The sequence below is a fragment of the Aquirufa echingensis genome, from assembly GCF_042714525.1.
In the GTDB taxonomy this organism is placed as follows: Bacteria; Bacteroidota; Bacteroidia; order Cytophagales; family Spirosomataceae; genus Aquirufa; species Aquirufa echingensis.
Genome location: NZ_JBBKYA010000007.1, coordinates 46,151 through 72,500, shown reverse-complemented (window position 1 = coordinate 72,500; position 26,350 = coordinate 46,151). Strand labels below are relative to the sequence as shown.

Annotated in this window: 19 protein-coding genes (1 of these 19 only partly in view); 14 read left to right on the top strand and 5 right to left on the bottom strand. The window is 43.0% G+C overall.

Going from position 1 to position 26,350, the window contains the following annotated elements; translation table 11 throughout:
- Together pruA and SKC38_RS12380 are read right to left on the bottom strand one after the other, a co-directional pair.
- Window positions 1–1,387: the 5' portion of an L-glutamate gamma-semialdehyde dehydrogenase gene (pruA, locus tag SKC38_RS12385; protein ID WP_377977462.1), read on the bottom strand. The gene continues 239 nt to the left of window position 1, outside the view; only the first 1,387 of its 1,626 coding nucleotides appear in the window; it begins with the start codon at window positions 1,385–1,387; its stop codon lies beyond the left edge, outside the window.
- Window positions 1,388–1,447: 60 nt separating this feature from the next.
- On the bottom strand, window positions 1,448–2,092 hold the full coding sequence (locus SKC38_RS12380; protein WP_377977461.1) for a helix-hairpin-helix domain-containing protein: 645 nt from the start codon (window positions 2,090–2,092) through the stop codon (window positions 1,448–1,450).
- Window positions 2,093–2,842: 750 nt separating this feature from the next.
- Here SKC38_RS12380 and rpoB point away from each other — a divergent pair.
- From rpoB to SKC38_RS12335, 9 genes are all read left to right on the top strand, one after another.
- Window positions 2,843–6,718, top strand: a complete 3,876-nt coding sequence (gene rpoB / locus SKC38_RS12375; RefSeq protein ID WP_377977460.1) for a DNA-directed RNA polymerase subunit beta — start codon at window positions 2,843–2,845, stop codon at window positions 6,716–6,718.
- A 65-nt stretch (window positions 6,719–6,783) separates the two neighbouring features.
- The gene (gene rpoC / locus SKC38_RS12370; RefSeq protein WP_377977459.1) at window positions 6,784–11,109 is read left to right on the top strand and encodes a DNA-directed RNA polymerase subunit beta'; all 4,326 of its coding nucleotides are present in this window, start codon (window positions 6,784–6,786) and stop codon (window positions 11,107–11,109) included.
- A gap of 124 nt (window positions 11,110–11,233) precedes the next feature.
- Window positions 11,234–13,369 (top strand): peptidase domain-containing ABC transporter, encoded by a 2,136-nt coding sequence (locus SKC38_RS12365; protein WP_377977458.1) that lies wholly within the window; start codon window positions 11,234–11,236, stop codon window positions 13,367–13,369.
- Window positions 13,370–13,414: 45 nt separating this feature from the next.
- A complete protein-coding gene (locus SKC38_RS12360) occupies window positions 13,415–13,735 on the top strand; it encodes a DUF3467 domain-containing protein (protein ID WP_377977457.1) in 321 nt (106 codons plus the stop codon).
- 108 nt (window positions 13,736–13,843) lie between these two features.
- Entirely contained in the window at window positions 13,844–15,295 is a 1,452-nt protein-coding gene (locus SKC38_RS12355) for a tagaturonate reductase (RefSeq protein ID WP_377977456.1), read from the top strand.
- Window positions 15,296–15,302: 7 nt separating this feature from the next.
- Window positions 15,303–16,706, top strand: coding sequence for a glucuronate isomerase (gene uxaC, locus SKC38_RS12350; RefSeq protein ID WP_377977455.1), 1,404 nt, complete (start codon window positions 15,303–15,305; stop codon window positions 16,704–16,706).
- Window positions 16,707–16,709: 3 nt separating this feature from the next.
- Window positions 16,710–17,720: a PfkB family carbohydrate kinase gene (locus SKC38_RS12345; protein WP_377977454.1), complete on the top strand. Its 1,011-nt coding sequence runs from the start codon at window positions 16,710–16,712 to the stop codon at window positions 17,718–17,720.
- Window positions 17,721–17,722: 2 nt separating this feature from the next.
- Window positions 17,723–18,388 carry a bifunctional 4-hydroxy-2-oxoglutarate aldolase/2-dehydro-3-deoxy-phosphogluconate aldolase gene (locus SKC38_RS12340; RefSeq protein ID WP_377977453.1) on the top strand — a complete coding sequence of 222 codons (666 nt, stop codon included), beginning with the start codon at window positions 17,723–17,725 and terminating at the stop codon, window positions 18,386–18,388.
- Window positions 18,389–18,410: 22 nt separating this feature from the next.
- Entirely contained in the window at window positions 18,411–19,691 is a 1,281-nt protein-coding gene (locus tag SKC38_RS12335; protein ID WP_377977452.1) for an MFS transporter, read from the top strand.
- A 28-nt stretch (window positions 19,692–19,719) separates the two neighbouring features.
- Here the strand turns inward: SKC38_RS12335 and coaBC are convergent, their stop codons facing one another.
- Window positions 19,720–20,913 (bottom strand): bifunctional phosphopantothenoylcysteine decarboxylase/phosphopantothenate--cysteine ligase CoaBC, encoded by a 1,194-nt coding sequence (gene coaBC, locus SKC38_RS12330; protein WP_377977451.1) that lies wholly within the window; start codon window positions 20,911–20,913, stop codon window positions 19,720–19,722.
- A gap of 39 nt (window positions 20,914–20,952) precedes the next feature.
- Between coaBC and panC the strand changes: the two genes are divergently transcribed.
- Together panC and panB are read left to right on the top strand one after the other, a co-directional pair.
- On the top strand, window positions 20,953–21,753 hold the full coding sequence (gene panC / locus SKC38_RS12325) for a pantoate--beta-alanine ligase (protein ID WP_377977450.1): 801 nt from the start codon (window positions 20,953–20,955) through the stop codon (window positions 21,751–21,753).
- Window positions 21,750–22,565 carry a 3-methyl-2-oxobutanoate hydroxymethyltransferase gene (gene panB / locus SKC38_RS12320; RefSeq protein ID WP_377977449.1) on the top strand — a complete coding sequence of 272 codons (816 nt, stop codon included), beginning with the start codon at window positions 21,750–21,752 and terminating at the stop codon, window positions 22,563–22,565. Before panC ends, panB begins: the two co-directional genes overlap by 4 nt.
- Here panB and panD read toward each other — a convergent pair.
- Window positions 22,562–22,912: an aspartate 1-decarboxylase gene (gene panD, locus SKC38_RS12315; protein ID WP_315574257.1), complete on the bottom strand. Its 351-nt coding sequence runs from the start codon at window positions 22,910–22,912 to the stop codon at window positions 22,562–22,564. The two genes, panB and panD, sit on opposite strands and share 4 nt — an antisense overlap.
- A 52-nt stretch (window positions 22,913–22,964) precedes the next feature.
- Here panD and SKC38_RS12310 point away from each other — a divergent pair, with 52 nt between their 5' ends.
- A complete protein-coding gene (locus SKC38_RS12310; protein ID WP_377977448.1) occupies window positions 22,965–23,621 on the top strand; it encodes a type III pantothenate kinase in 657 nt (218 codons plus the stop codon).
- Window positions 23,622–23,710: 89 nt separating this feature from the next.
- Here the strand turns inward: SKC38_RS12310 and SKC38_RS12305 are convergent, their stop codons facing one another.
- The gene (locus SKC38_RS12305; RefSeq protein ID WP_377977447.1) at window positions 23,711–24,208 is read right to left on the bottom strand and encodes an ester cyclase; all 498 of its coding nucleotides are present in this window, start codon (window positions 24,206–24,208) and stop codon (window positions 23,711–23,713) included.
- 184 nt (window positions 24,209–24,392) lie between these two features.
- Here SKC38_RS12305 and SKC38_RS12300 point away from each other — a divergent pair, with 184 nt between their 5' ends.
- Together SKC38_RS12300 and SKC38_RS12295 are read left to right on the top strand one after the other, a co-directional pair.
- On the top strand, window positions 24,393–25,205 hold the full coding sequence (locus SKC38_RS12300; protein WP_377977446.1) for a UDP-2,3-diacylglucosamine diphosphatase: 813 nt from the start codon (window positions 24,393–24,395) through the stop codon (window positions 25,203–25,205).
- On the top strand, window positions 25,157–26,299 hold the full coding sequence (locus SKC38_RS12295) for a glycosyltransferase family protein (RefSeq protein WP_377977445.1): 1,143 nt from the start codon (window positions 25,157–25,159) through the stop codon (window positions 26,297–26,299). Before SKC38_RS12300 ends, SKC38_RS12295 begins: the two co-directional genes overlap by 49 nt.
- Window positions 26,300–26,350 lie beyond the last annotated feature (51 nt).

The following is a 26,350-nucleotide window of genomic DNA, read 5'->3' as shown; positions in this document are numbered from 1 at the left end:
GCGCAAAAATAGCACCGGTTAATGCATAAGCAGATGTCTCATCAACCAAAGCCAAGGTTTGCTTCCATTCCGCATCTGGGTAAACATAAATCGTCAATACTGGCCCAAAAATCTCCTCCACCATCGTTCTAGATTTAGGGTTCTTTGTCAAAAGGACTGTAGGCTCCACAAAATAACCCTTCGAATCATCACAATTTCCACCCGCAACCACAGTCACATCAGCGTCCTGTTGAGCATCCGAAATAAATCCAGAAATCTTCGCAAAGGCCTTCGCATCAATCACCGCATTTACAAAATTTCCAAAATCTTCCGTTCCACCCATACGAATCGCCGCTAGATCTTCTTTTAAATAGGCTTCAACCTTGGGCCATAAAGATGCAGGCACATAGGCACGCGATGCCGCCGAACATTTTTGACCTTGGTATTCAAAAGCCCCACGAATGATGGCTACCGACAAAGCCTTTGGCTCTGCTGAAGGATGAGCAACCACAAAGTCCTTTCCACCTGTCTCACCCACAATCCGAGGATAGGATTTATAATTCGAAATATTGTTACCTATATTCTTCCAAATCGTTTGGAACACCGCCGTTGAACCCGTGAAATGAACGCCTGCAAAATCGCGGTGATTAAAAACCACATCTCCCGCCTCAGGACCATCCGCAAATACTAAATTGATCACGCCATCCGGTAATCCTGCTTCTGTCAATATATCCATCAACAACCCAGCTGAATAAACCTGACTAGGCGACGGCTTCCAAACTACCGTATTCCCCATCAAAGCAGGTGCTGCCGGCAAATTTCCTGCAATCGCGGTAAAGTTAAATGGTGTCAATGCATACACAAAACCTTCCAATGCGCGGTATTCCACCCGATTCCAAACGCCCGGTGATGAAATAGGCTGATCAGCATAAATCTGAGATGCATAATGCACATTGAAACGTAAAAAATCTACCCATTCACAAGCAGCATCAATTTCCGCTTGGAAGGCGTTTTTAGATTGCCCCAACATTGTTCGAGCATTTAAATCCATGCGGTATTGGGTTGCCGACAATTCTGCCGCCTTCAAAAAGATGGCTGCGCGGCGCTCCCATGGCGTTGCCGACCAGGCTGCATGTGCTCCTAAAGCAGCATCAATCGCTTGGCCAACTTCCTTTTTCCCTCCTTCATAGTAATATCCCAATACATGTTGGTGATCATGCGGACAAGTCATCGCAACTTTTTGCGCCCCTTGAACTGATTTTCCGCCGATATACATGGGAATATCAATTTGTTTGGCACGAAGCTCGGCTAACTTATTTTGCAATTGCTCCCGCTCTTTCGATCCGGTCGCATAAGCTAAGATAGGCTCATTAATAGGAGTAGGTACTTGAAAGAAACCTGTTGACATGATATTTGTGTATTTGTTGATGTGTAATTGTCCCGCAAATTACGGCTTTTAAGATAAAATTCAAGGCTCAAAATTTAAGTAAGGCCTTAGTCGCCCCCAAACCGCCGGTTCAATTAATTTGATTTGCATAAGCGAAGTAAAATCAGGGATAATTCCATGTTGTTTGCGAAAATTCAAAACGACTTTGGCCTGCGCATACGGTAAATAAGGATGACGGAATTCATTCCAAATCGCCCGATTCACATACAATGTACGATACACACCCTTCCCTACCTGAAACTTGCGTAGATTTTGCCTGATCCAAATCGTATCAATTCCATACACCTCTGTCAATTGTTCTGCGGCGGCAAAACCACCCAAGCGCTCACGAAAAGTCAAAATCCGTTTGGCGAAACCGGGCCCAATACCCGGCAAAGCCACCCAAGCGGTAGAATCTGCTTCATTTATATCGATCGTCCAATTTTGGGATTTTTTGACATAAGTCGGATAGGTAAATGTTCGCTTATATAAAGGATAGTTTTTATGGAAAAAATTTGGCTTTCGATGAGCGGCCTGTTGAGCCATGTAAATTTCCTCAAAGCGCTTCGGCTCAATGATATCAGCATCCGCCTGCAATGCAACATACTGATAAATCGCATGCACCCCCATCCCGAGTACAATCACCCCCAACATAAAATAGATTCCCCGAATTTCTTGTCGGGTCATTCCTAAGGTAAAGCGGAGGTAGAATTTTAGTCGGGGGAGCATGGGGCGTCAGTTGTAAGTAGCCAGTGGTCAGTTGTCAGTCCGGAGTCCGAAGGGAATTAGTCCGAAGTCCGAAGGGAATTAGTCCAAAGTCCGAAGGGAATTAGTCCAAAGTAAATTTAATTGCTAAACGATTCTTATTTAAAATCATTGTATCAGTAAATTGATAAACAAATCATGAGGGAAGAGTTAAGAATTAAGAGTGAAGAGTTAAGAGATGAGATCCCAAAGACACAACAATAGAGAACGACTTACTCAGACCAATTTCCTTCGGACTGACGACTAGCGACTGACAACTTCGGACTTACGAAGAGTTAAGAATTAAGAGTGAAGAGATGGAATCTCAATAGAGAACACTAAACTCAGACCAATTTTCCTTCGGACTCTAGATTGAATTAACCCAAGTACCTAATTGGACTCCGGACTATTTCCCTTCGGACTGACCACTGTCGACTAGCGACCGAAAATAAATCCCCTCCCCTATTTGTTCGGTAAAAAACTTTTCTTAATTTTGCAGGCTATTTTAGGATTAACGCCTCCGGGCGAATCCGCAGATTGTTTTTCTGAAACACAATTCTCTTATCGTAGGGGAGGCGCAAAGGGAAATCCAATCTGATCTCTACGAGGCATTCAGCTTTTAATTTTCGTCGGAAACGGCGAGAAATTGCGCCCACGGGCCATTTTTCATTTTAATTTAAAACGTATAAAGCCTTGAGTAACATCACTGCCACAGGAAGACACAGCTTTGCGAAAACGCAGTCTGTGATCAATTATCCAGATTTTCTGGATATCCAAGTCCAATCCTTCCAGGATTTTTTCCAGCTTGAGACAGCTGCAGAAAACCGTACAGACGAAGGTTTATTTAAAGTGTTCGCTGAAAATTTTCCTATCGCGGATTCGCGTGAAAATTTCGTTTTGTCGTTTGTCGACTACTCAGTAGATCCACCGAAATATTCGGTAGATGAGTGTATCGACCGCGGTTTGACGTATTCAGTACCTTTAAAAGCGAAATTGCGTTTGATCTGTAATGATACAGACAACGAGGATTTCCAAACCATCGAACAAGAGGTTTTCTTAGGAAACATCCCTTACATGACCGAGCGTGGATCCTTCGTGATCAACGGTGCGGAGCGTGTAATCGTTTCTCAGTTGCACCGTTCACCAGGTGTATTCTTCGCGCAATCGAAGCACACAAACGGAACGAAATTGTATTCAGCACGTATCATTCCATTCAAGGGTTCTTGGATTGAGTTTGCTACCGACGTAAACAATGTGATGTATGCGTACATCGACCGTAAGAAAAAATTCCCAGTAACAGTATTGCTTCGTGCGATTGGTTACGGAAATGACAAGGATATCTTGGATTTATTTGGCTTAGCTGAAGAAATCAAGGTTGATAAAAAAGCTGTGAAAGGCATCGTAGGTCGTCGTTTGGCGGCACGTGTTTTGAAAACATGGCAAGAAGACTTCGTAGATGAAGATACAGGTGAGGTAGTTTCTATCGACCGTAACGAAATCTTGATCGAACGTGATACCGTTATCACAGAGAACGAAGTAGAAACGATTTTAGAATCAGGTTCTGCAACGGTTATCTTGCACAAAGATGATGTGAACGTTTCTGACTACAATATCATTTACAATACGTTGCAAAAAGATACATCAAACTCTGAGAAAGAGGCTGTTGAAGTAATCTACAAGCAATTACGTAATACAGATGCTCCAGATGAGCAAACGGCACGTGACATCATCCAAAACTTGTTCTTCTCAGACAAGCGTTACGATTTGGGTGAAGTAGGTCGTTACCGTATCAATAAAAAATTAGGTCATGATATCCCAATGGATGTTAAAGTCTTGACCAAAGAAGATATCATCTCTATCGTGAAATACTTGATCGGTTTGATCAACTCACGTGCAGTAGTCGATGATATTGACCACTTATCTAACCGTCGTGTTCGTACCGTAGGTGAGCAATTATATGCGCAATTCGGTGTAGGTCTTGCACGTATGGCACGTACGATCAAAGAACGTATGAATGTTCGTGATAACGAAGATTTCAAACCTGTTGACTTGATCAATGCTCGTACATTATCGTCGGTAATCAACTCATTCTTTGGAACGAACCAACTATCTCAATTCATGGATCAAACGAATCCATTGGCTGAGATTACGCACAAGCGTCGTATGTCGGCACTAGGGCCAGGTGGTCTTTCTCGTGAAAGAGCTGGTTTCGAGGTTCGTGACGTTCACTATACGCACTACGGTCGTCTTTGTACGATTGAAACTCCAGAGGGACCAAACATTGGTTTGATTTCATCTCTTTGTGTTCACGCGAAAGTAAACTCAATGGGCTTTATCGAAACACCTTATCGTTTAATCGATGGTGGTAAAGTAGATACAACAAGCCGCGTAGAATATTTGACTGCTGAAGAGGAAGATGGTAAAAACATCGTTCAAGCGAATGCGCCAATCGACATGAAATCAGGTAAATTCTTATCTGACCGTGTAAAGGCTCGTTTTGAAGGTGATTTCCCATTGGTAAATCCAGCAGATGCACAATACATGGACGTTGCTCCTAACCAAATCGTTTCGGTTGCCGCTTCATTGATTCCTTTTTTGGAGCATGATGATGCCAACCGTGCTTTGATGGGATCCAACATGCAGCGCCAAGCGGTACCATTGTTGCGCCCAGAAGCACCGATTGTTGGTACAGGTCTAGAGCACCGTGTGGCGATTGACTCACGTACCTTAGTTGTAGCCGAAGGTGATGGTGTGATTGAATATGTTGACGCATTGAAAATTGTTGTTAACTACGATCAAACGGAATCTGAAGCGTTGATCAGCTTTGACGGATCATTGAAAACATACGAATTGATCAAATTCCGCAGAACGAACCAAGATACAACGATCAACTTAAAGCCGATCGTGTTCAAAGGGGAGAAAGTGAAGAAAGGTCAAGCGCTTTGCCAAGGTTATGCAACAGAGGCAGGTGAATTAGCATTAGGTCGTAACATGAAAGTGGCGTTCATGCCATGGCAAGGTTACAACTTTGAGGATGCGATCGTAATCTCAGAAAAAGTTGTTCGTGACGATATCTTTACTTCGATCCACATCGAAGAATTCGAATTAGAAGTTCGTGATACAAAACGTGGAGAAGAGGAATTGACATCTGAAATTCCAAATGTATCGGAAGAAACTGTTCGTAACCTAGACGAGAACGGTGTTGTTCGCGTAGGTGCTGAAGTGAAAGAAGGCGATATCTTGATTGGTAAGATTACTCCAAAAGGAGAATCAGATCCGACTCCAGAAGAAAAATTATTACGTGCCATCTTTGGTGACAAAGCAGGTGACGTGAAAGATGCTTCGAAGAAAGCGCCACCATCATTAAAAGGTGTGGTTATCGACACGAAATTGTTCTCTCGTCCTAAGAAGGATAAAGAAGAGCGTGAGAAGTCGAAGGCTGAATTGAAGAAGTTAATGAAGGAATACAGCAAAGACCTTTTGGAGATTCGTCGCCAAATGATCGAGAAGACTGTTGCTTTATTAGCGGGTAAAACTTGCGCGGGAATTAAGCACAAATTCGGCACGGTGATCGTGGAGAAGGGTGTTAAATTCTCAGCGAAGAACATCGAAGAATTATTATTCCCAGATAAAAACTTGTATCGTGATGAGTCTACTTATGCTGTTCAAGAAGAAGCAAACTTGCTTTCTGACTTGATCGTAGAAGAAGCTACATCGGATGCAACGTTGAACAAATTGTTCATGGCTTTAATTAAGAACTTCAACGTGAAGCGTAACGAAATCGCTGGTCGATTCAAGCGTGAGCGTTTTGTTCTTGAAGTAGGTGATGAATTACCTGCAGGTATCGTGAAGTTGGCGAAAGTCTACATCGCGAAGAAACGTAAGTTGAAAGTAGGTGATAAGATGGCGGGTCGTCACGGTAATAAGGGTGTTGTAGCTCGTATCGTACGTGAAGAAGATATGCCATTCTTAGAAGATGGAACACCGGTAGATATCGTATTGAATCCACTAGGGGTACCATCTCGTATGAACTTAGGTCAAATTTACGAGACTGTATTAGGTTGGGCTGGTCAAAAATTAGGTAAGCGTTATGCGACACCAATTTTCGACGGTGGAACTGAGGCAGAAGTTGCGGCAGAATTAACGGCAGCTGGTCTACCAGATTGGGGTCGTACTTACCTATACAATGGTTTAACGGGTGATAAATTTGATCAACCGGTAACTGTAGGTATCATTTACATGTTGAAACTTGGTCACTTGGTAGATGATAAAATGCACGCACGTTCTATTGGACCATACTCATTGATTACACAACAACCATTGGGTGGTAAAGCTCAATTCGGTGGTCAGCGTTTCGGTGAGATGGAGGTTTGGGCATTGGAGGCCTTCGGAGCAGCGAATATCTTGCAAGAGATTTTAACTGTGAAGTCGGATGACGTGATCGGCCGTGCCAAAGCGTACGAGGCAATTGTGAAAGGCGAGAATATGCCTAAGCCAAACATTCCAGAATCATTCAACGTATTGATTCACGAATTGAGAGGTTTAGCTCTTGAAATCACACTTGAGTAATCATTTATCGGGCCGCTAACCCCGGCCCTTAAAAAGAAATCATTTTCCAATTAAATACATCGAAAATGTCATTTAAAAAGACGAGAAAACTGAACAGCGATTTCCAAAAAGTGACCATCTCATTGGCATCACCGGAGTCGATTCTTGAAAGTTCAAACGGTGAGGTAACTCAACCGGAGACAATTAACTACCGTACCTACAAACCCGAAATGGGTGGTTTGTTCTGCGAGCGTATTTTTGGTCCAACAAAGGACTGGGAGTGTCATTGCGGAAAATATAAGCGTATTCGTTACAAAGGCATCATCTGCGACCGTTGCGGTGTGGAGGTGACTGAGAAAAAAGTACGTCGTGAGCGTATGGGCCACATCGAATTAGTGGTTCCTGTAGCACACATCTGGTACTTCCGTAGCTTACCGAACAAAATCGGTTACATGCTTGGATTGTCTACCAAAAAATTAGACCAAGTTATCTACTACGAACGCTATGTTGTTGTTCAAGCAGGTATGTACGCGGAAGAAGGAAAGATCGGTAGCCAATACCTTGATTTCTTAACAGAAGACGAGTACTTAGATATCTTAGATAAATTACCACGCGAAAACCAACACCTTCCTGATGAAGATCCACAGAAATTCATCGCGAAAATGGGTGCTGACGCGTTAAATATGTTGTTGACGCGCATCGACTTAGACAGCTTATCAGCTGATTTACGTCACGCGGCTGACACAGAATCTTCTCAACAACGTAAAGCTGAGGCTTTGAAGCGTTTGAAAGTGGTAGAAGCATTCCGCGAGTCAGTAGGTCGTATCGACAACCGTCCAGAGTGGATGATCATCAAAATGGTTCCTGTAATTCCTCCTGAATTGCGTCCATTGGTGCCATTGGATGGAGGTCGTTTTGCAACATCTGATTTGAACGATTTATACCGTCGTGTGATTATCCGTAACAACCGCTTGAAGCGTTTGATCGAGATCAAAGCGCCAGAGGTAATCTTACGTAACGAAAAACGTATGTTGCAAGAGGCTGTAGATAGCTTATTTGACAACTCACGTAAAGTAAATGCGGTTCGTTCTGAAGGTAACCGTGCCTTGAAGTCACTTTCTGATATGTTGAAAGGTAAGCAAGGTCGTTTCCGTCAAAACTTATTAGGTAAGCGTGTCGATTATTCAGGTCGTTCGGTTATCGTCGTAGGTCCAGAATTGAAAATGCACGAATGTGGTCTTCCAAAAGACATGGCGGCTGAATTATTCAAGCCGTTTGTGATCCGTAAGTTGATCGAACGCGGTATCGTGAAAACGGTAAAATCTGCGAAGAAAATTGTTGATCGTAAAGATCCAGTGGTTTGGGATATTTTGGAAAATGTGATGAAAGGACACCCAGTTCTTTTAAACCGTGCTCCTACCCTTCACCGTTTGGGTATTCAAGCTTTCCAACCGAAATTAATCGAAGGAAAAGCGATCCAATTACACCCATTGACATGTACGGCATTTAACGCCGATTTTGATGGTGACCAGATGGCGGTTCACGTTCCACTAGGACATGAAGCTATTTTGGAAGCCTCTTTATTGATGCTTGCATCGCACAACATCTTGAACCCAGCGAATGGTGCGCCTATTACGGTACCATCTCAGGACATGGTGTTAGGTTTATATTATGTAACAAAAGGACGTAAGTCGACGCCAGATCATAAAGTAGCTGGTGAAGGATCTCGTTTCTACGGATTTGAGGAGGTTGTTATCGCCTTGAACGAGAAGAAATTGTCTAAGCACGCGAACATCGTGGTGAAAGCTACCGTTCGTAAGGAAGATGGTACATTGGTTCAAGAAATGGTGGAAACTGTTGCGGGACGTGTATTGTTCAACTTATGTGTTCCTGAGGCAGTAGGTTACATCAATGAGTTATTGACGAAGAAGAAGTTGCAACAAATCATCTCACATGTTCATAAGATCTGTGGTATGGCTCGTACAGCGCAATTCTTGGATGATATCAAAGAATTAGGTTTCCAACAAGCCTTCCACGGTGGTTTATCGATGGGTATTGGCGACGTTCAAATTCCTGCTGAAAAAGCTTCTTTAGTGAAGAAAGCACAGGAAGATGTTCAAGCAGTTTGGGACAACTACTTAATGGGTTTAATCACAGATAACGAGCGTTATAACGCAGTTATTGACATCTGGACAAAAGTTAACTCGAAAATTACCGAGACTTTGATGAAGCAGATGGAAGAAGACAACCAAGGATTTAACGCGATCTACATGATGATGCACTCTGGAGCCCGTGGTTCTCGTGAGCAGATTCGTCAACTAGGTGGTATGCGTGGTTTGATGGCGAAACCTCAAAAGAACTTACAAGGTTCGGTAGGTGAAATCATCGAAAACCCAATCCTTTCTAACTTTAAAGAAGGTCTTGACGTATTAGAGTACTTTATCTCTACACACGGTGCGCGTAAAGGTTTGGCAGATACTGCCTTGAAAACAGCCGATGCGGGTTACCTGACTCGTCGTTTACATGACGTAGCTCAAGACGTTATCGTGAATGAAGAAGATTGCGGTACGTTACGTGGTATCGAGGTGTTCCCATTGAAAGACAATGAGGAAATCATCGAACCATTATCAGAACGTATCTTAGGTCGTGTTTCTGTACATGATGTGATAGATCCAGTTTCAGGTGAAATGATTGTTGCTTCAGGTGACGAAATCACTGAAATTGCTGCACAAAAAATTGATGAAACAGCCATCGATTCAGTAGAAATTCGTTCCGTATTAACTTGCGAAACACGTAGTGGTGTTTGTGCGAAGTGTTACGGACGTAACTTGTCTACAGCTCGCATGGTGAACATCGGTGAGGCAGTAGGTGTGATTGCATCTCAGTCAATCGGTGAGCCAGGAACGCAGTTGACATTACGTACATTCCACGTGGGTGGTACAGCACAAAACGTTTCCTTGGATGCGAGTGTGAAAGCGAAATTTGATGGTGTGATTAATTTTGAAGAAGTTCGTTCGGTAAGTTCGACAGATTCAGAAGGTAACCCAACAGAAATCGTAATGGGTCGTTCAGGTGAGGTTCAAATTGTGAACCCAGCGAACAAGCAAGTATTGATTTCAAGTAACGTACCTTACGGTTCATTCTTGCGTGTGAAAGATGGTCAAACCATCAAGAAAGGCGAAGAAATTTGCGTTTGGGATCCATACAATGCGGTAATCTTGTCAGAAGCAGAAGGTAAAGTTGAATTCGAGGCGATCGAAGAAAACAATACATACAAAGAGGAAGCGGATGAGCAAACAGGTATGCGTGAGAAGGTAATTATCGAATCGAAAGATAAGACGAAAAACCCATCCGTATTAGTTGTTGCGAAAGGCAAAGAAAACTTAGTTTACAACGTACCAGTAGGTGCGCGTTTAGCGATCGACGAAGGAGATAAAATCAAAGCGGGTCAAATCATCGCGAAGATTCCACGTGCGGCAGGTAAAACGCGTGACATTACGGGAGGTCTTCCACGTGTAACAGAATTATTCGAAGCACGTAACCCATCGAATCCAGCAGTTGTTTCTGAAATCGACGGTGTTATTTCATACGGTGTGATCAAACGTGGTAACCGTGAGATTATCGTTACTCCGAAAGAAGGATCTGAGCGTCGTTACTTAGTGCCATTGACTCGTTTCATTTTGGTACAAAACAATGACTTCGTACGTGCAGGTATGCCATTATCAGATGGAGCAATTACGCCATCAGATATCTTGAAAATCAAAGGACCTACAGCGGTTCAAGAGTACTTAGTAAATGAGATTCAAGATGTATACCGTTTACAAGGTGTAAAAATCAATGATAAGCACATCGAATGTATCGTTCGTCAAATGATGCAGAAGGTGGAAATCTTAGAACCAGGTGATACACAATTCTTGCAAGGCCAAAATGTAGATCGTTTTGTCTTCCGTCAAGAAAATGACTTGATCTTGGATAAGAAGGTGATCACAGAAGCAGGTGATTCTGATAAATACAAAGCAGGTATGATTATCTCGGCGCGTACATTACGTGATGAAAACTCATCATTGAAACGCCGTGACTTGAAGTTGATGAAAGTACGTGATGCGCAAGCAGCGGTATCTTCTTCTAACTTACAAGGTATCACACAAGCTTCATTAGGTACAGATTCATTCATCTCGGCTGCATCGTTCCAGGAAACAACGAAAGTTCTTTCTGAAGCATCGATCCGCGCGAAACAAGATACCTTAGACGGCTTGAAAGAGAACGTTATCGTAGGTCACTTGATTCCAGCAGGTACAGGTGTTCGTCGCTACCAAAACATTTTAGTAAACTCAGCTGATGAGTTGAAACATTTGGAAAAAGCGACTGCAACGGAAGTTGAAGAAGTGAAAGAAACAGCAGCGAGCAACTAATTCCTGCTTGTAGCTTACAATTAGAGAACCCCGGACGGCAACGTTCGGGGTTCTTTTTTTATCAGCAACTTGATAAATGCTTTTATCGAATAAGGTTTCGTTCTTTTCCTGACCAATTTCAAGCATGGTTAAGATCAAACAACAAGATGTCAAGGATTGCGGGATCGCATGCCTTGCCTCCATCGGACAACATTATGGATTGCATGTGTCTCTGGCAAAAATTCGGCAATGGGCCCAAACGGATTTGCAGGGCACGAACCTCATGGGCATGTTACACGCCGCTTCTTGCATGGGTTTTGAAGCGAAAGCTTTGCGCGGCACACGTGAAAATTTAACGCACATCCCACTGCCTGCCATAGTACATGGCGTACTTGAAAATAGACTGACCCACTTCATGGTCATGGACCGGTTTAATGAAAATCATGTATTTGTCATGGACCCAACGGACGGGCAAAGCCGGAAAATGTCCTGGGAGGAATTCTGTAAGTTTTGGACAGGGATTATAATCTTGATAAAACCGGGTGACCATTTTAAAGCCTACCAGGAACAAGTTGGTTTGAGGGGACGAATTTGGGATCTAATTCGACCTTATAAAACGCGTTTTTTGACGACTTGGGTCATGGCTTTATTGTACACGGTGTTGGGATTATCGATGAGCTTATTCATCCAACAGATTTCGGATGTGATTATCCCCTTGAAGCAGTATGCGGAATTACAGATCTATGCCCTCGCCATGCTTGGCATTTTACTTTTACAATTCGCTTTGCAAGCTTATAAAACGCGGAGCATGCTGGATATCGGACAAGCATTAGATCAAGGAATTATGCAGGGTTATTTCAGCCATATTTTCAGGCTTCCTCAGCGATTTTTTGATACATTTCGCGTGGGGGAAATCATGTCGCGCGTAAGCGATGCCGTTAAGATTCGCCAGTTTATTAATGAAGTATTAATCGAGGTACTATTAAATGCGAGCATCGTTCTGAGTGCGTACGCCCTCCTATTTTGGTGGGACCAACGATTAGCTTTATTGATGCTGCCACTTATTCCGCTTCACGCGTTGATTTATGCTTGGAGCAATCGCTGGAATCGTAGACAAGAAAGACAAATCATGGAGAAGACAGCCCAACTAGAAAACCATTTAGTTGAGTCTATTAGTCGGGCCAAAACCGTTAAAATGTATGGAATACATGATTCCCTCCAGTCGCAAACTCAGGCATTATTGAACGAATTTCTGGGTACGGCCTATCAATCGAAACGGATGAATTTTAAAGCGGATTGGGCGGTACAATTCATGCGGGCGATTTTTTTGTTGGCATTACTCTGGCAGGGAGGGGCATTGGTGATGCAAGAACGCTTAAGTATGGGAGAATTATTCGCGCTATTTGCTTTGTACAACTATTTCTCTGGACCCATGGCTCAGCTCATACAAGTGAATAAGGCATTTCAAGCCGCTAAAATTGCGAGCGAACGCCTATATGATATTCTAGATACAAACGTAGAAGATATGGGAAGTAGGCAACCGAAACAATTGCGTTCAACCTTAGCCTTCCAACAAGTAAGTTTTCAATATGGGTTTCGAAAAATGATACTCAAGAATGTCAATTTGGAACTGAATCAGGGAGAATTTACGGGTATTGTAGGGGAAAGTGGTTCTGGGAAGAGTACGCTTTTTCATTTAATCCAAAAATTGTATGCCACATCTTCCGGAAGAATAACCTGGAATGGGGAATCGATGGAACGTTTGTCGACGGAGGTGCTCCGACAAAAAATCGCCTGTGTTCCGCAAGAAATTGAATTGTTTAATGGTAGCATCGCGTCTAATATAGCCTTAGGCGATGTAAATCCTAATCATGATCGTATGAAAGCAATCATAGATTCCTTGGGCTTAGCAGACATGATTAATCATTTGGACCATGGACTAGAAACGCTTATTGGGGACCATGGAATCGCCTTATCTGGAGGCCAAAAACAACGAATAGGGATTGCGCGGGCTTTGTATCGCCAACCCGAAATGATACTTCTGGATGAATCCACTGCGGCATTGGATGTTGCGGCAGAGCATGAGGTATTGCGTGCGGTTCGGGATTTTGTACCCACGGTGGTATTGATTAGCCATCGGATGCAAAATTTTCAGGATGCCGACCGGATTCATGTCATGCAGGCTGGAACCTGTATCGAGACAGGCACCCATCCAGAATTAATGCGGGAAGGAACAGCCTATTTTTCCTTACAAGCAAAACAAAATGGACAATTGGTTTAATCTCTCCTTGCACTTTAGTAAATTCAAAGCTTATAACAATTGATCATGGAAAACCCTACAGAAGAGAACCAACTGAATATTGAATTACCTGAAGAATTAGCGGAAGGCGCTTATGTAAATTTGGCTTTGATTGCCCACTCCCCATCTGAATTTGTCATGGATTTTATCCGCATTTTGCCAGGTATTCCTAAAGGAAAAGTGAAGTCACGTGTTGTTATGACGCCGGATCACGCTTATCGATTATTACAAGCCCTGCAAGAGAATGTTCAACGCTATGAAGATAGTTTTGGACCCATCAATAAGGATGGGAATGATTCAGGATTCCAATTTCCGATGAGCTATAATGGCCCAATAGGAGAAGCGTAATCGTTTTAAAAATTATATTCTCACCTAAGCCCGAAAAACTTCGGGCTTTTTGGGTAAAAAAGGGGTTAATGAGCCTTTTAAGTGGAAAGAACAACAATCGCATCAGGCATGGCCATATTAAATAAACAAAATTTAGCTGCAGGATTTAGCTCAAAGATATCAGTCCAAACCCCTAACCCAGCCGTTTTCGACTACCCTGAAAAAGTATTGCAATTCGGGACGGGTGTTTTGTTACGCGGATTATGTGATTTCTTCATCGATAAAGCGAATCGTACAGGCCAATTTAAAGGACGCGTCGTGGTGGTTAAATCGACAGACCGACCAGGAGCTGATGCGTTTACCGAGCAAGATGGATTATTTACCCACTGCATCAAAGGGATAGAAGATGGTGAGGCCATTGAGGAAACAGTTATCAATGCATCTATTTCTAGGACCATCACTGCAGCTACAGCTTGGAATGAAATTTTAGCATGCGCGAAGAGTAGCGATATGCAAGTCATTATTTCCAATACAACGGAGGTAGGCATTCAATACCATGCCAATGACCCGATCGATGCGGCATGCCCTAAATCATTCCCTGCGAAGCTTTTATCATTTCTTCATGTCCGTTGGCAACATTTTAACGGTGCGAATGATGCAGGTATGGTCATCATCCCTACCGAATTAATCATCAATAATGGCGATGTATTAAAGGACATCGTGTTGAAATTAGCAGCAGATCATCAGTTACCAGCAGGGTTTATTTCTTGGTTACAAGAAGCAAATCATTTCTGCAATTCCTTAGTAGATCGCATCGTACCTGGAGCTCCAGATGCGCAAACATCAGCAGCAATTTGTGCCGACTTAGGTTATGAGGATAAGAACTTAATAATCTCGGAAGTGTATCGTTTATGGGCCATTCAAGGTGGTTCTAAGGTTCGTGAAATTTTGAGTTTTGCAAAGGCGGATGCAGGTGTGGTGATTGCAGAAGACATCGAAATTTACCGTGAACTAAAATTACGCTTATTGAATGGAACGCATACGTTGATGTGCGGAATGTCCTATTTATTGGGTTTCCGTCTCGTAAAAGATGTGATGGCAAATGGTTATTTGAGCAAGTTGGTGATGAACCTAATGCTCAGCGAATTAGCGCTTGCGATTCCATATAAAATGGATTTCAAGGTGGCCGACCGTTTTGGTCGGTCGGTGCTTGATCGCTTCCGTAATCCATTTATCAACCACAAATTAATCGATATTACGGTACAATACACAACGAAAATGCGGATGCGCAACATTCCATTGCTCGTTCAATACTACCAGGAATTTGGAAAAGCACCCGAATTATTTGCGATGGGCTTTGCGGCCTATTTGCAATTCATGCATGCGGTGAAAGAAGAAAATGGCAAGTATTTTGGCGATTCGAATGGAGAGATGTATCCGATAAACTGTGATTACGCGGCCTATTTTTATGAGGCGTGGAAAGATTTTGATTTGAAAAAAGTATTAGCAGATACGAGTCTTTGGGGCGCTGACCTAAGTGCATTACCTGGATTTGAGGCTGCAGTACAGAAATACATATAACAAACCTATGAAGGCTTTTTTAAACGAAGATTTTTTATTGCAATCGCCTACGGCGCAGACGCTTTATCATGATTTTGCGGCGAAAATGCCCATCATCGATTACCATAACCACTTGGTTCCTCAGCAAATTGCGGAGGACAAGCAATTTGATAATATTACGCAAATCTGGTTGTATGGAGATCACTACAAATGGCGTGCGATGCGTGCCCATGGCGTAGATGAAAAATACATCACGGGTAATGCAAGCGATGAAGAAAAGTTCATGAAGTGGGCGGAAACGGTTCCATACACCATGCGAAATCCTTTGTATCATTGGACGCATTTGGAATTGCAACGCTATTTCGGTGTATCGGAATTATTGAATAAAGATTCGGCGAAACGTATTTATGACCATTGTTCGGCATTACTTCGTACGAAGGAATTTTCTGTGCGGAATTTATTGCTAAAAATGAACGTGAAGGCTCTTTGTACAACAGATGATCCGATCGATAATTTGAGCTATCACAAGCAAATCGCAGCGAGTGGATTTTCGATTAAGGTATTGCCTACATTCCGTCCCGACAAAGCAATGGGCGTAGATGATGAGCTTATTTTCGTTGAATATGTGAATGCATTAGCAGAGGCTGCGAGTCAATCGATTCGTAACTTAGCCGATTACAAAGCTGCTATAAAATCACGTCACGATTTCTTTCATGAGGCAGGTTGCCGTTTGAGTGATCATGGCTTAGAGCATATATATGCGGAAGAATTTACGAATGAAGAAATTGAATTAATTTTCGAGCGATTAATCACAGGAAAATTAATCAGTAAGAAAGAGAAATGGCAATTCAAATCTGCCATGCTCGTATATTTTGCTCATTTAGATCATGCGCGCGGCTGGACCCAACAATTCCATTTGGGTGCCATTCGTAATAACAATGCCCGTTTATTAGGTGCATTGGGACCTGACACGGGATTTGATTCCATCGGCGATTTTGAGCAAGCGAAACCACTTTCTGCATTTTTAAATCACTTGGATTCAACGAATCAATTAGCCAAAACGATTCTATACAATTTGAACCCACGTGATAATGAATTGCTCGCTACCATGACGGGCAACTTCCAAGATGGGACCATCGTGGGCAAGATGCAATTTGGATCGGGCTGGTGGTTTTTGGATCAAAAAGATGGTATGGAAAAACAAATCAATGCGCTTTCGAACATGGGCATGTTGAGTCACTTCGTGGGGATGTTGACGGATTCCCGCAGTTTCTTATCTTTCCCGCGCCATGAATATTTCCGCAGAATCTTGTGTAATTTACTCGGACAAGATGTGGAGAATGGGGAATTACCAGCCGACATCGCTTGGTTAGGTAAACTGGTAGAAGATATTTCGTACAAGAATGCATCGGCATTTTTTAATTTTGAATAAAGCATGAAAAAAGTAGTCACGTTTGGGGAAATCATGGGACGTTTAAGTCCTCCAGGCTATTCCCGCATTGTGCAAACACAGTCATTTAACATCACTTATGGTGGTGGTGAAGCGAATGTTGCAGGAGGCTTGGCCCATTTGGGTATTCCAGCAAAACATGTTACACGTTTCCCAAACAATGAATTAGGAAAAGCTGCCGCGGGATATTATTCCCAGGTGGGCGTTGACACGAGTGATATCGTATTTGGTGAAGGGCGTTTGGGTTTGTACTTTGTTGAATTTGGTGCAGCGATGCGTCCGAGTAAAGTGACTTATGACCGGGCGGATTCAGCATTTGCGAATTTGAGCCCATCGGAATTCAACTGGCAAGAAATCTTCAAAGATGCGTGTTGGTTCCACTGGACGGGTATCAGTCCGGCCATTTCGGAGTCGGCGACGCAGACATTGCGTGAAGCCATTTCGGTGGCAAATGCCTTAGGTATTACGGTATCGGCAGATGTGAATTACCGGAAAAATCTTTGGCAATACGGAAAATCAGTTCAAGAGGTGATGCCCGAGTTAATTGATGGCTGTGATATTATCGTTTGTGGCAAAGGAGATGCAGAAGACATTTTGGGAATCGTTCCCGATGGTAGCACAAAAAGCGGTTGGCATTCTGTTTGCAAACAAATCAAAGCGCAATTCCCTCGCTTGAAAAAAATCATCAATACAAAAAGAGGCCAAATATCCGCTTCGCAGAATACACTTGCTGCCATGTCATTTGATGGTGACAAAGTGTTGAAATCTGAAACCGTTGAAATCAGCCAAATCGTAGACCGCATTGGTGGCGGTGACGCTTTCATGGCAGGTTATATCTATGGGAATTTGATCTATGGGGATGAGGAGCAATCCTTGGCATTTGGCGTAGCAGCCTCCGCGTTGAAACATACCATTGAAGGCGATATCAATCGGGCGAATTTGGATGAAATTGAATTAGTAATGAAAGGCGACTTAAGTGGTCGTTTAAACCGATAATCATGGCAAGAAATAGCTCAACTGTTGTTTACCAACGCATTTCCGAAACTCCCATTGTTCCTTTGTTTTTCAATGCTGATTTGGGTGTGGCCCAGTCGGTATTAAAAGCTTGTTACGATGGAGGCATTCGCGTGTTCGAATTCACGAATCGAGGTGCGGAAGCGCCAGCCATTTTTGCCAAACTAATCGACTTCTGTGAGAAGGAGTGTCCAGATTTGGTATTAGGTATCGGTACGATTTATGATGCCAAACAAGCGTATGAATTCATCCAAATGGGAGCTGATTTTATGTTACAACCCTTTACGACACCCGAGGTGGGAGAGATTTGCGCGAAACATGATATTCCATGGATGCCAGGCACGATGACCTTAACGGAGATTCGCAATGCGGAAGTTTTGGGAGCAAAAATCGTTAAAATATTCCCCGGTAATGTCGTAGGACCGGGCTTTGTAAAAGCAATCAAAGGACCGATGCCGCATAGCAAAATCATGGTAACGGGTGGAGTAGAGCCGACACACGAAAGCATGAAGTCCTGGTTTGATGCAGGAGCATCCGCGGTAGGTATGGGGTCTCAATTATTCCCACCTGCCTTAATTGCTAAGCAAGATTACCAAAGTATTTCGAATACAATTAGTGATTTAATACACATTTATAAGGGTCTAAAATAACCCGAACAAACCCCTCTAAACCATGAATAAAATAGGAACGTATCGCTGGCGAATTTGTGCCTTGCTCTTTTTCGCTACGACGATTAATTACTTGGATCGCCAGGTGATTGGTCTTTTAAAACCGGTTTTGGAAGACCAGTTTAATTGGTCGGAGACCGATTATTCCAACATCGTCATCACCTTCCAAGCGGCTTACGCGATCAGTTTATTGGGATTCGGAGGAATCATCGATCGCATCGGAACAAAATTAGGCTATACCATATCAATCATTGTTTGGAGTATTGCGGCGATGTTGCATGCATTGGCGACAGGAACCTTGAGTTTTGCGTTTATGCGTGGACTTTTAGGATTAGGTGAAGCGGGCAATTTCCCTGCTGCGATTAAGACAACAGCGGAATGGTTTCCGAAAAATGAGCGTGCATTAGCAACGGGAATATTTAATTCAGGCGCAAATATTGGAGCCGTTGCGGCACCGATTTTAGTGCCATGGATTTTGGGTGTTTACGGCTGGGAAATGGCCTTTATTGTCACGGGAGCCATTGGATTCGTTTGGTTGATTTTCTGGTGGTTCTATTACGAAGTGCCATCGAAGCATAAGATGTTATCCAAAGAGGAATTTGACTACATCCATGCCGACAAGGAGGAGAAAGACGAAAATCAAGAACCCGTTAAATGGGCTCGTTTATTCGGATTTAAACAAACCTATGCGTTTTTATTTGGCAAGATGTTGACAGATCCCATTTGGTGGTTTTTCTTATTCTGGTTGCCATCGTATTTCAATGAGCGTTTCCATTTAGACTTGAAAAAACCAAGCATGGAATTGATTATCGTATACACAGCCACGACCATCGGAAGTATTGGAGGCGGTTGGTTATCCGGCTGGTTAATTAATAAGGGATGGCCTTCGTTTAAAGCACGTAAATTCTCGATGTTGGGTTTTGCCTTGGCGGTTGTTCCGATTATGATGGCGCGTTATTGCGATAACATCTGGCAAGCGGTTGCATTGATTTCCCTTGCGGCGGCAGCGCATCAAGCATGGAGCGCGAATATTTATTCGATTGCTACGGATATGTTCCCGAAGAAAGCGGTGAGTTCTGTAATCGGAATCGGAGGAATGGCTGGTTCTGTGGGCGGTATTTTCTTCCCCATGATCGTGGGATTCTTGTTGGACAAATATAAAATGGCAGGAGACATCAATGATGGTTATAACATCATCTTCTTACTTTGTGGTAGTGCCTATGTATTGGCTTGGGGGATTATTTATTCCTTGGCTCCAAAACTTGAAACTGCGAATATCGATTAATTGATATAATTTTTTTTATCCCCCTTCGTTAGCTTTGCCAAACCTTTAAGGATTGGCAAAGCTTAAGGGCGATGTCATTTTTACTCGCCAAAGTCAATTTCATTTGCGCCCCATCTGCCCGCATAATCGTTACTTGGTTCGTATCCGTTCCAAATCCAGCGCCAGGGTCTCTCAAAGAATTCAATACAATGTAATCCAGTTTTTTGCGGATTAATTTGGCCTGTGCATTCACCTCCTCATTTTCCGTTTCTAATGCAAAGCCCACCAAAACCTGGTCAGGGTGTTTCATTTCCCCCATTTGGGCTAAAATATCCGACGTTTTCGCTAGGCTTATTGACCAGCTCTCCGCCTGTTTCTTAATTTTTTCATCTGCAATCTGTACTGGCCGATAATCAGCTACCGCTGCAGCCATGATGCCAATATCCGCGGATGGGAATTCCGATAAACAAACGGTTTCCATTTCCGCCGCTGTTCGAACAGGTATAACTCGAATGCCTGCATATTGCACTGTGACATGCATCGGTCCTGCTACCAGCGTCACATCTGCTCCTAACAAATACATCGCTTCGGCAATGGCGATTCCCATTTTCCCCGACGAATGATTCGAGATAAATCGGACAGGATCAATCGACTCTTGCGTGGGACCTGCCGAAATTAAAACCTTTTTCCCTGCAAAATCTTGCTTTCTAAAAACTTGTGAACATAGCGCTTGAATCATTTCTTCCGGCTCAGCCATTCGACCAGGCCCATGTAAACCTGAAGCCAATGAACCTGTATTCACATCCAAAACGAGGGTTCCCCGAGAACGCAACATAGCCATAGAAGCCTGTGTGGCTGGATGTAAAAACATATCCTCGTCCATCGCGGGCGCAACTACCACCGGGCAACGAGCTGAGAGAAAAGTAGCTAATACCAAATTATCGCACAGGCCATTCGCCATCTTTCCAAGTGTATGGCAAGTGGCTGGGGCAATCAACATAACATCTCCCCAAAGACCCAATTCTACATGGTTATTCCAAACGTTATTCTCGTGAAATTCCATCCAAACCGGATGGCCCGAAAAAGTGCTTAACACCAAGGGTGAAACAAAATCTTGTGCAGCTTTCGACATGACTACTCGAACTTCAGCTCCCTGTTTTGTCAATAATCGAACCAACATAATACATTTATAGGCGGCTATGCTGCCTGTAATGCCTAGAATTATTCGTTTCCCCTGTAACATAAGCCCAAAAATAGGTAATATTGCCTGATATTTTAGTCAATGAAACAATTCCAAACACAAGATTCACTTAAATTATACCTCCAAAACACCGGAGGCAGCATCGGTTTTGTCCCCACCATGGGTGCTTTGCATGCAGGACACCTCGCATTGATTAAAGCCGCGCAAGCACAATGTGATCTAGTTGTTTGTAGTATTTTTGTCAATCCCACGCAATTCAATGATCCAAGCGATTTTGAAAAATACCCAAAAACCTTAGCGAATGATTTGCTGCTGCTAAGCGAAATGGGTTGCGATGTGGTGTATACGCCGGAAGTTGCCGACTTATATCCTTCAGGCATGACGGATTTACCGCATTACCCGCTTGGCCGATTAGAGGAATTGCTCGAGGGAGCTCACCGACCAGGTCATTTCCAGGGAGTTTGCGTAGTCGTAGACCGACTCCTTCAAGCGGTAAAACCTGATTATTTGTTCATGGGGCAAAAGGATTTCCAACAAATTGCTGTCGTTCGAAAAATGCTCGAAATCACGCAATCTCAAGTTAAATTAATCGCCTGCCCTACCGTTCGCGAAGCCAATGGATTAGCGATGAGCAGTCGGAATACCCGACTAAGCGCCGAACAAAAAACGCAAGCCTTATCAATCTATCGAGGCTTTCAGAGTGCCTCCGCGGCGGAATTTGAGGCAGCATTGTTGGCAAACGGATTTGATTCCGTCGACTACATTGCATGTTGCGACCCGAACACGTTAGAAAATAAACCTTGGGGAGAACGTCCCTGTCAACTATTAGTCGCCGCTTTTATTGGAGGCGTCCGACTGATCGATAACCACTATATGCCATGAGCTATTTGAAAGAATTCAAAAAAATTACCACACACAGTTTGCTTCTGATGAAGCAGCAGGCTGAACGCATTTCGATGCTCACCTGCTATGATTATTCGATGGCCTTGTTATTGGATGCAGCGGGCGTAGACTGTCTGTTGGTAGGCGATAGTGCTAGCAACGTCATGGCAGGACACGAAACGACCTTGCCGATTACACTGGACCAAATGATTTACCATGCCCAATGTGTCGTTCGGGGAACGAAACGCGCACTTGTGATTGTGGACCTTCCTTTTGGTTCTTACCAATCAAATTCCGAAATCGCCTTGTCGTCAGCCATCCGCATCATGAAAGAAACGGGTGCACATGCGATCAAGTTAGAAGGGGGATTAGAAGTAGTCGAAAGCATTAAAAAGATTGTGGGCGCCGGAATTCCTGTCATGGGACATTTAGGCTTAACCCCACAAAGTATTTACCAGTTTGGCTCTTATGCTGTTCGTGCGAAGGAAGAAGATGAAGCCCAAAAGCTTTTGGAAGAAGCTCAACTTCTACAAGCAGCGGGATGTTTTGGCTTAGTAATGGAAAAAATTCCTGCCGGACTTGCTAAACAAGTGACGGAGACACTCAACATCCCGACCATCGGAATAGGCGCGGGAAACGCTTGCGATGGTCAGGTATTGGTGATGCACGACATGCTTGGAATCAATACAGAATTTAAACCGCGATTTTTACGTCGCTATTTAAACTTAGGGGAATTAATTCCGCAGGCTGTCAAAGCCTATGTTGCGGATGTGAAAAGTCAAGATTTCCCTAATGCGGAGGAATCGTATTAGACTAATCGGTTCGCTGCATTTGGAAAAACTACAGTTGGTTTGAAGGTTTTGGCTAGTTCAAAATCCATCAAAGCATAAGAAATGATAATGACGATGTCGCCTACGACCGCTTTCCGAGCAGCTGGGCCATTTAGACAGATAATGCCTGAACCCCGTTCTCCTTTGATTAAGTAGGTTTCAATGCGTTCTCCATTGTTGACATTAACCACTTGAATTTTTTCGTGTTCAAGCATGTTGGCAGCCTCCATTAAATCTGCATCCATGGTGAGACTCCCCACGTAATCGATGTTGGCTTCTGTGACTGTTGCCCGGTGAACTTTGGATTTTAATATTTGTATTTGATACATAAAAAGGCGGAAATTGTGAGAAGCAAAATTACCGAATATAAATTTGAATGAGATGAAATTGTTATTGGATTTTGGGAATTCCCGCTTAAAATATGCGGTTTATGCGGGTGATTCGAAAGTTACCGAGGGATTTATTCCCACATTAACAGAGAAAAACCTGTGCGAAATTCCTCATTTTGCGGAGCTTGAATCTATTCACTTAAGTTCGGTCATTGACATACCCCCAGCGATTCACGCATTGATTTCGCCAAAACTAATTCCCAATCAAACAATCATGCGTGGAAATGGCTACGATGTTAGCAGCTTAGGAGAAGACCGGAAACTGATTGCTTTGGGCGCGGGACCTAGCCATTTAAGTATTTGCTTGGGAACCTGTATCACCTACAATCTCGTAAATGAAGCAAATGAATTTGTAGGCGGAGCCATCAGTCCCGGATTGCACATGCGTGCTGCTGGAATGCACGCGCATACGGCTCATTTACCGCAGGTGGCCCCCCAACATCCTTATCCATTTTTTGGACACGATACGCAAAGCAATCTTATCGCCGGTGTGATGGCGGGTGTTGAATTTGAAATGCAGGGATTTATTCAGCAAGCCAAAAAACAAATGCCGAATCTCCAGGTGGTTTTGACGGGGGGAGATGCCCACCACTTTTCAACATTGTACAACGTAGATCCCGATTTAGTTTGGAAGGGAATGCTGATTTGAATATCAGTTAATTGATATAATTTTTTTCTCCAGCCAGCGTTAGCTTTGGCAAACCTTTAAGGATTGCCAAAGCTTAAGGCGAAGGAAAATTATTTCACCAAATACTGACCTAACTGTTGATTATACCATAGGTTATCATCGAAATCCTGTTCTTCGATAATTTTACCATCTTTCATTTTTACAAGCGTCACGCCAGACAAGTTCATCATATTACCTGTCTTGATGTGTTTGCCTTTAAAATTCCAGTGTTTCACTAATTTGTCTCCGTGACCCCAAACATCAATGAACGTGAATTTGATGTCGGAAAATGTAATCAAATAGTAATTAAACGCATTTTTAAATCCCTCAATACCCGTCGCGCGAATTCCCTCTTTTTGATTCAATAAGACAACATCCTTAGCGAAATTTATTTCGTTAATCGCATCAATATCGCGGTGATTAAGAATTTTATCCCAGGTCTCTGTATACATTTTGACGTTTGCCGACATGTGATTTTCTGCATCGAGTAATTCTTTGCATTCCTTGCTACTTTGTGCTTGAGCGCCTAGGCTAATAAGAACGAATAATAGAATCGATATTTTTTTCATACATACTTGTTTTGATTGAATTCAAAACTACCCGAATCTGATTGAAGAATAGGGAAAAAGATCCCCTAAAATGTTCCCTATTCCTTAAATAGGAACAAGCTCATATGAATTAACGATTTCCTAATTTTTACTTAACATACAGAGAATGGGGAGCTTGTACTTTTGGTAAACGAAAATACAAGCCATGCGGCCAACCTACAAGACAATCGTCATCTCCGACTTACACCTAGGGAGTAAGGGAGCAAAAGCAAAAGAAGTCAACGAATTTCTGAAGTCAAATTCCTGCCACCAGTTGATTCTCAACGGAGACATCATCGACGGATGGCAATTAAAAAAAGGAGGTTCATGGAAAAAGAAGCATACTGGTTTTTTCCGCGCCGTATTAAAAATGATGGACCGCTTCGATACAGAGGTCATCTACTTGCGCGGAAACCACGATGATTTCTTGGATCAAATCTTGCCTTTAAAAATTGGAAAGCAATTCTCCATTCGTCAAGATTATATGTTGGCCTCTCACGGCAAAAAATATTTCATCACCCACGGCGACATCTTCGATAGCATTACAAGCCAAATGAAGTGGCTAGCCTATTTAGGCGACATCGGTTACACTTTTTTATTGTGGTTGAATAAGTGGTATAATCAATACCGTTCTTGGCAAGGAAAACCCTATTATTCCTTATCACAAGTCATCAAGCAAAAAGTTAAGGCAGCCGTAAATTTCATTTCCGATTTCGAAGAGAAATTAGCTGAATTAGCGAAAGCTAAAGGTGCCGACGGCATCATTTGTGGACACATTCACAAAGCGGAGATCAAGCAAATCGATGGGATTACCTACATGAACTCAGGTGATTGGGTGGAATCCTTAACGGCATTGGTTGAAACGCATGCGGGTGAATGGCAATTAATCGATTATCCTAGTTTTGATTTAACATCTGAATTAACAGCAATATGGGCAGATTCATCTTTACCGTCCAAGGAGAAGGTCGCGGGCATTTAACGCAAGCGATTTCCTTAACCCAAATCGCACGCGAAGCGGGACACGAAGTAGTCGGCTATGCCGTAGGCTCCTTTGAAGGCAGAAAAATTCCTGCCTTTTTTGCTGATTTCATCGGCGAGACGCCCATCATTCAGTACGAAAGTCCTTCGATCAATTATGGTAAAGGGAAATCGGTACAATTAGGTAAAACTGCGATGCAGGCTTTCACCAAATTTGGGACCTATTGGAAGAGTGCCACGCAATTGGGTGAATTCATCGAGGATTTACAACCGGATGGAATCGTCAACTTCTATGAATCCATTACGGGTTTATATAATTTAAAATCGGGCTCTAAAATACCGTGCATGTCGGTAGGCCATCAATACCTCCTGCTCAGCGAACATTTTGAATCCATTCCCGAAAAAGCACTCGATCGCTATTTATTGAATGTGAATACGCGGATTACGGCCATTGGCTCTCGCAAATTATTGGGCTTATCTTTCCGCGAGTTGCCTAACGATACCAAACGGAATATCATTGCTGTTCCTCCCCTATTGCGTCAAGAGGTTAAGTCGATCCAACCACAAGCGGGAGAACGCTGGTTAGCCTATCTAACTCATTACCGACTCGCTGATGAAATCATGGCTTGGTCGAAACAAAATCCGGAAGTTAAATTGGATTGCTTTTGGGATAACCCTACGCGCAAAAGTGAATACCAATATTCCGATTCGCTTACCTTCCATCCAATCGATGCAGAAAAATACCTAGATAAAATGACCCATTGCGCAGGTCTTATCTCGACCGCAGGATTTGAGTCGGTGGCTGAAGCCATGTACCTAGGCAAACCAGTAATGATGGTTCCGGTACCCAATCACATTGAACAAATGATCAATGCCCATGATGGTGTATTATCAGGCGCTGGCGTTCGAGCTCGTTCATTTGATTTGAATATTTTCAAAGACTATTTACCACTCCACAAACCGGTTCAAGATACCTACCAGCACTGGGTTTCGCAGGCTAATTTTGGCTATCAATTGACCGATTTAATTCGTAAACCTGTTGCAAGTCCTACATTCAGCCCACGCAATGAAGGTGGTTTATCGACAAGTTGGTGAAAATTTAATATTTGATTTCCAAGATTAATTGATAATATAGGCTTGGAAATT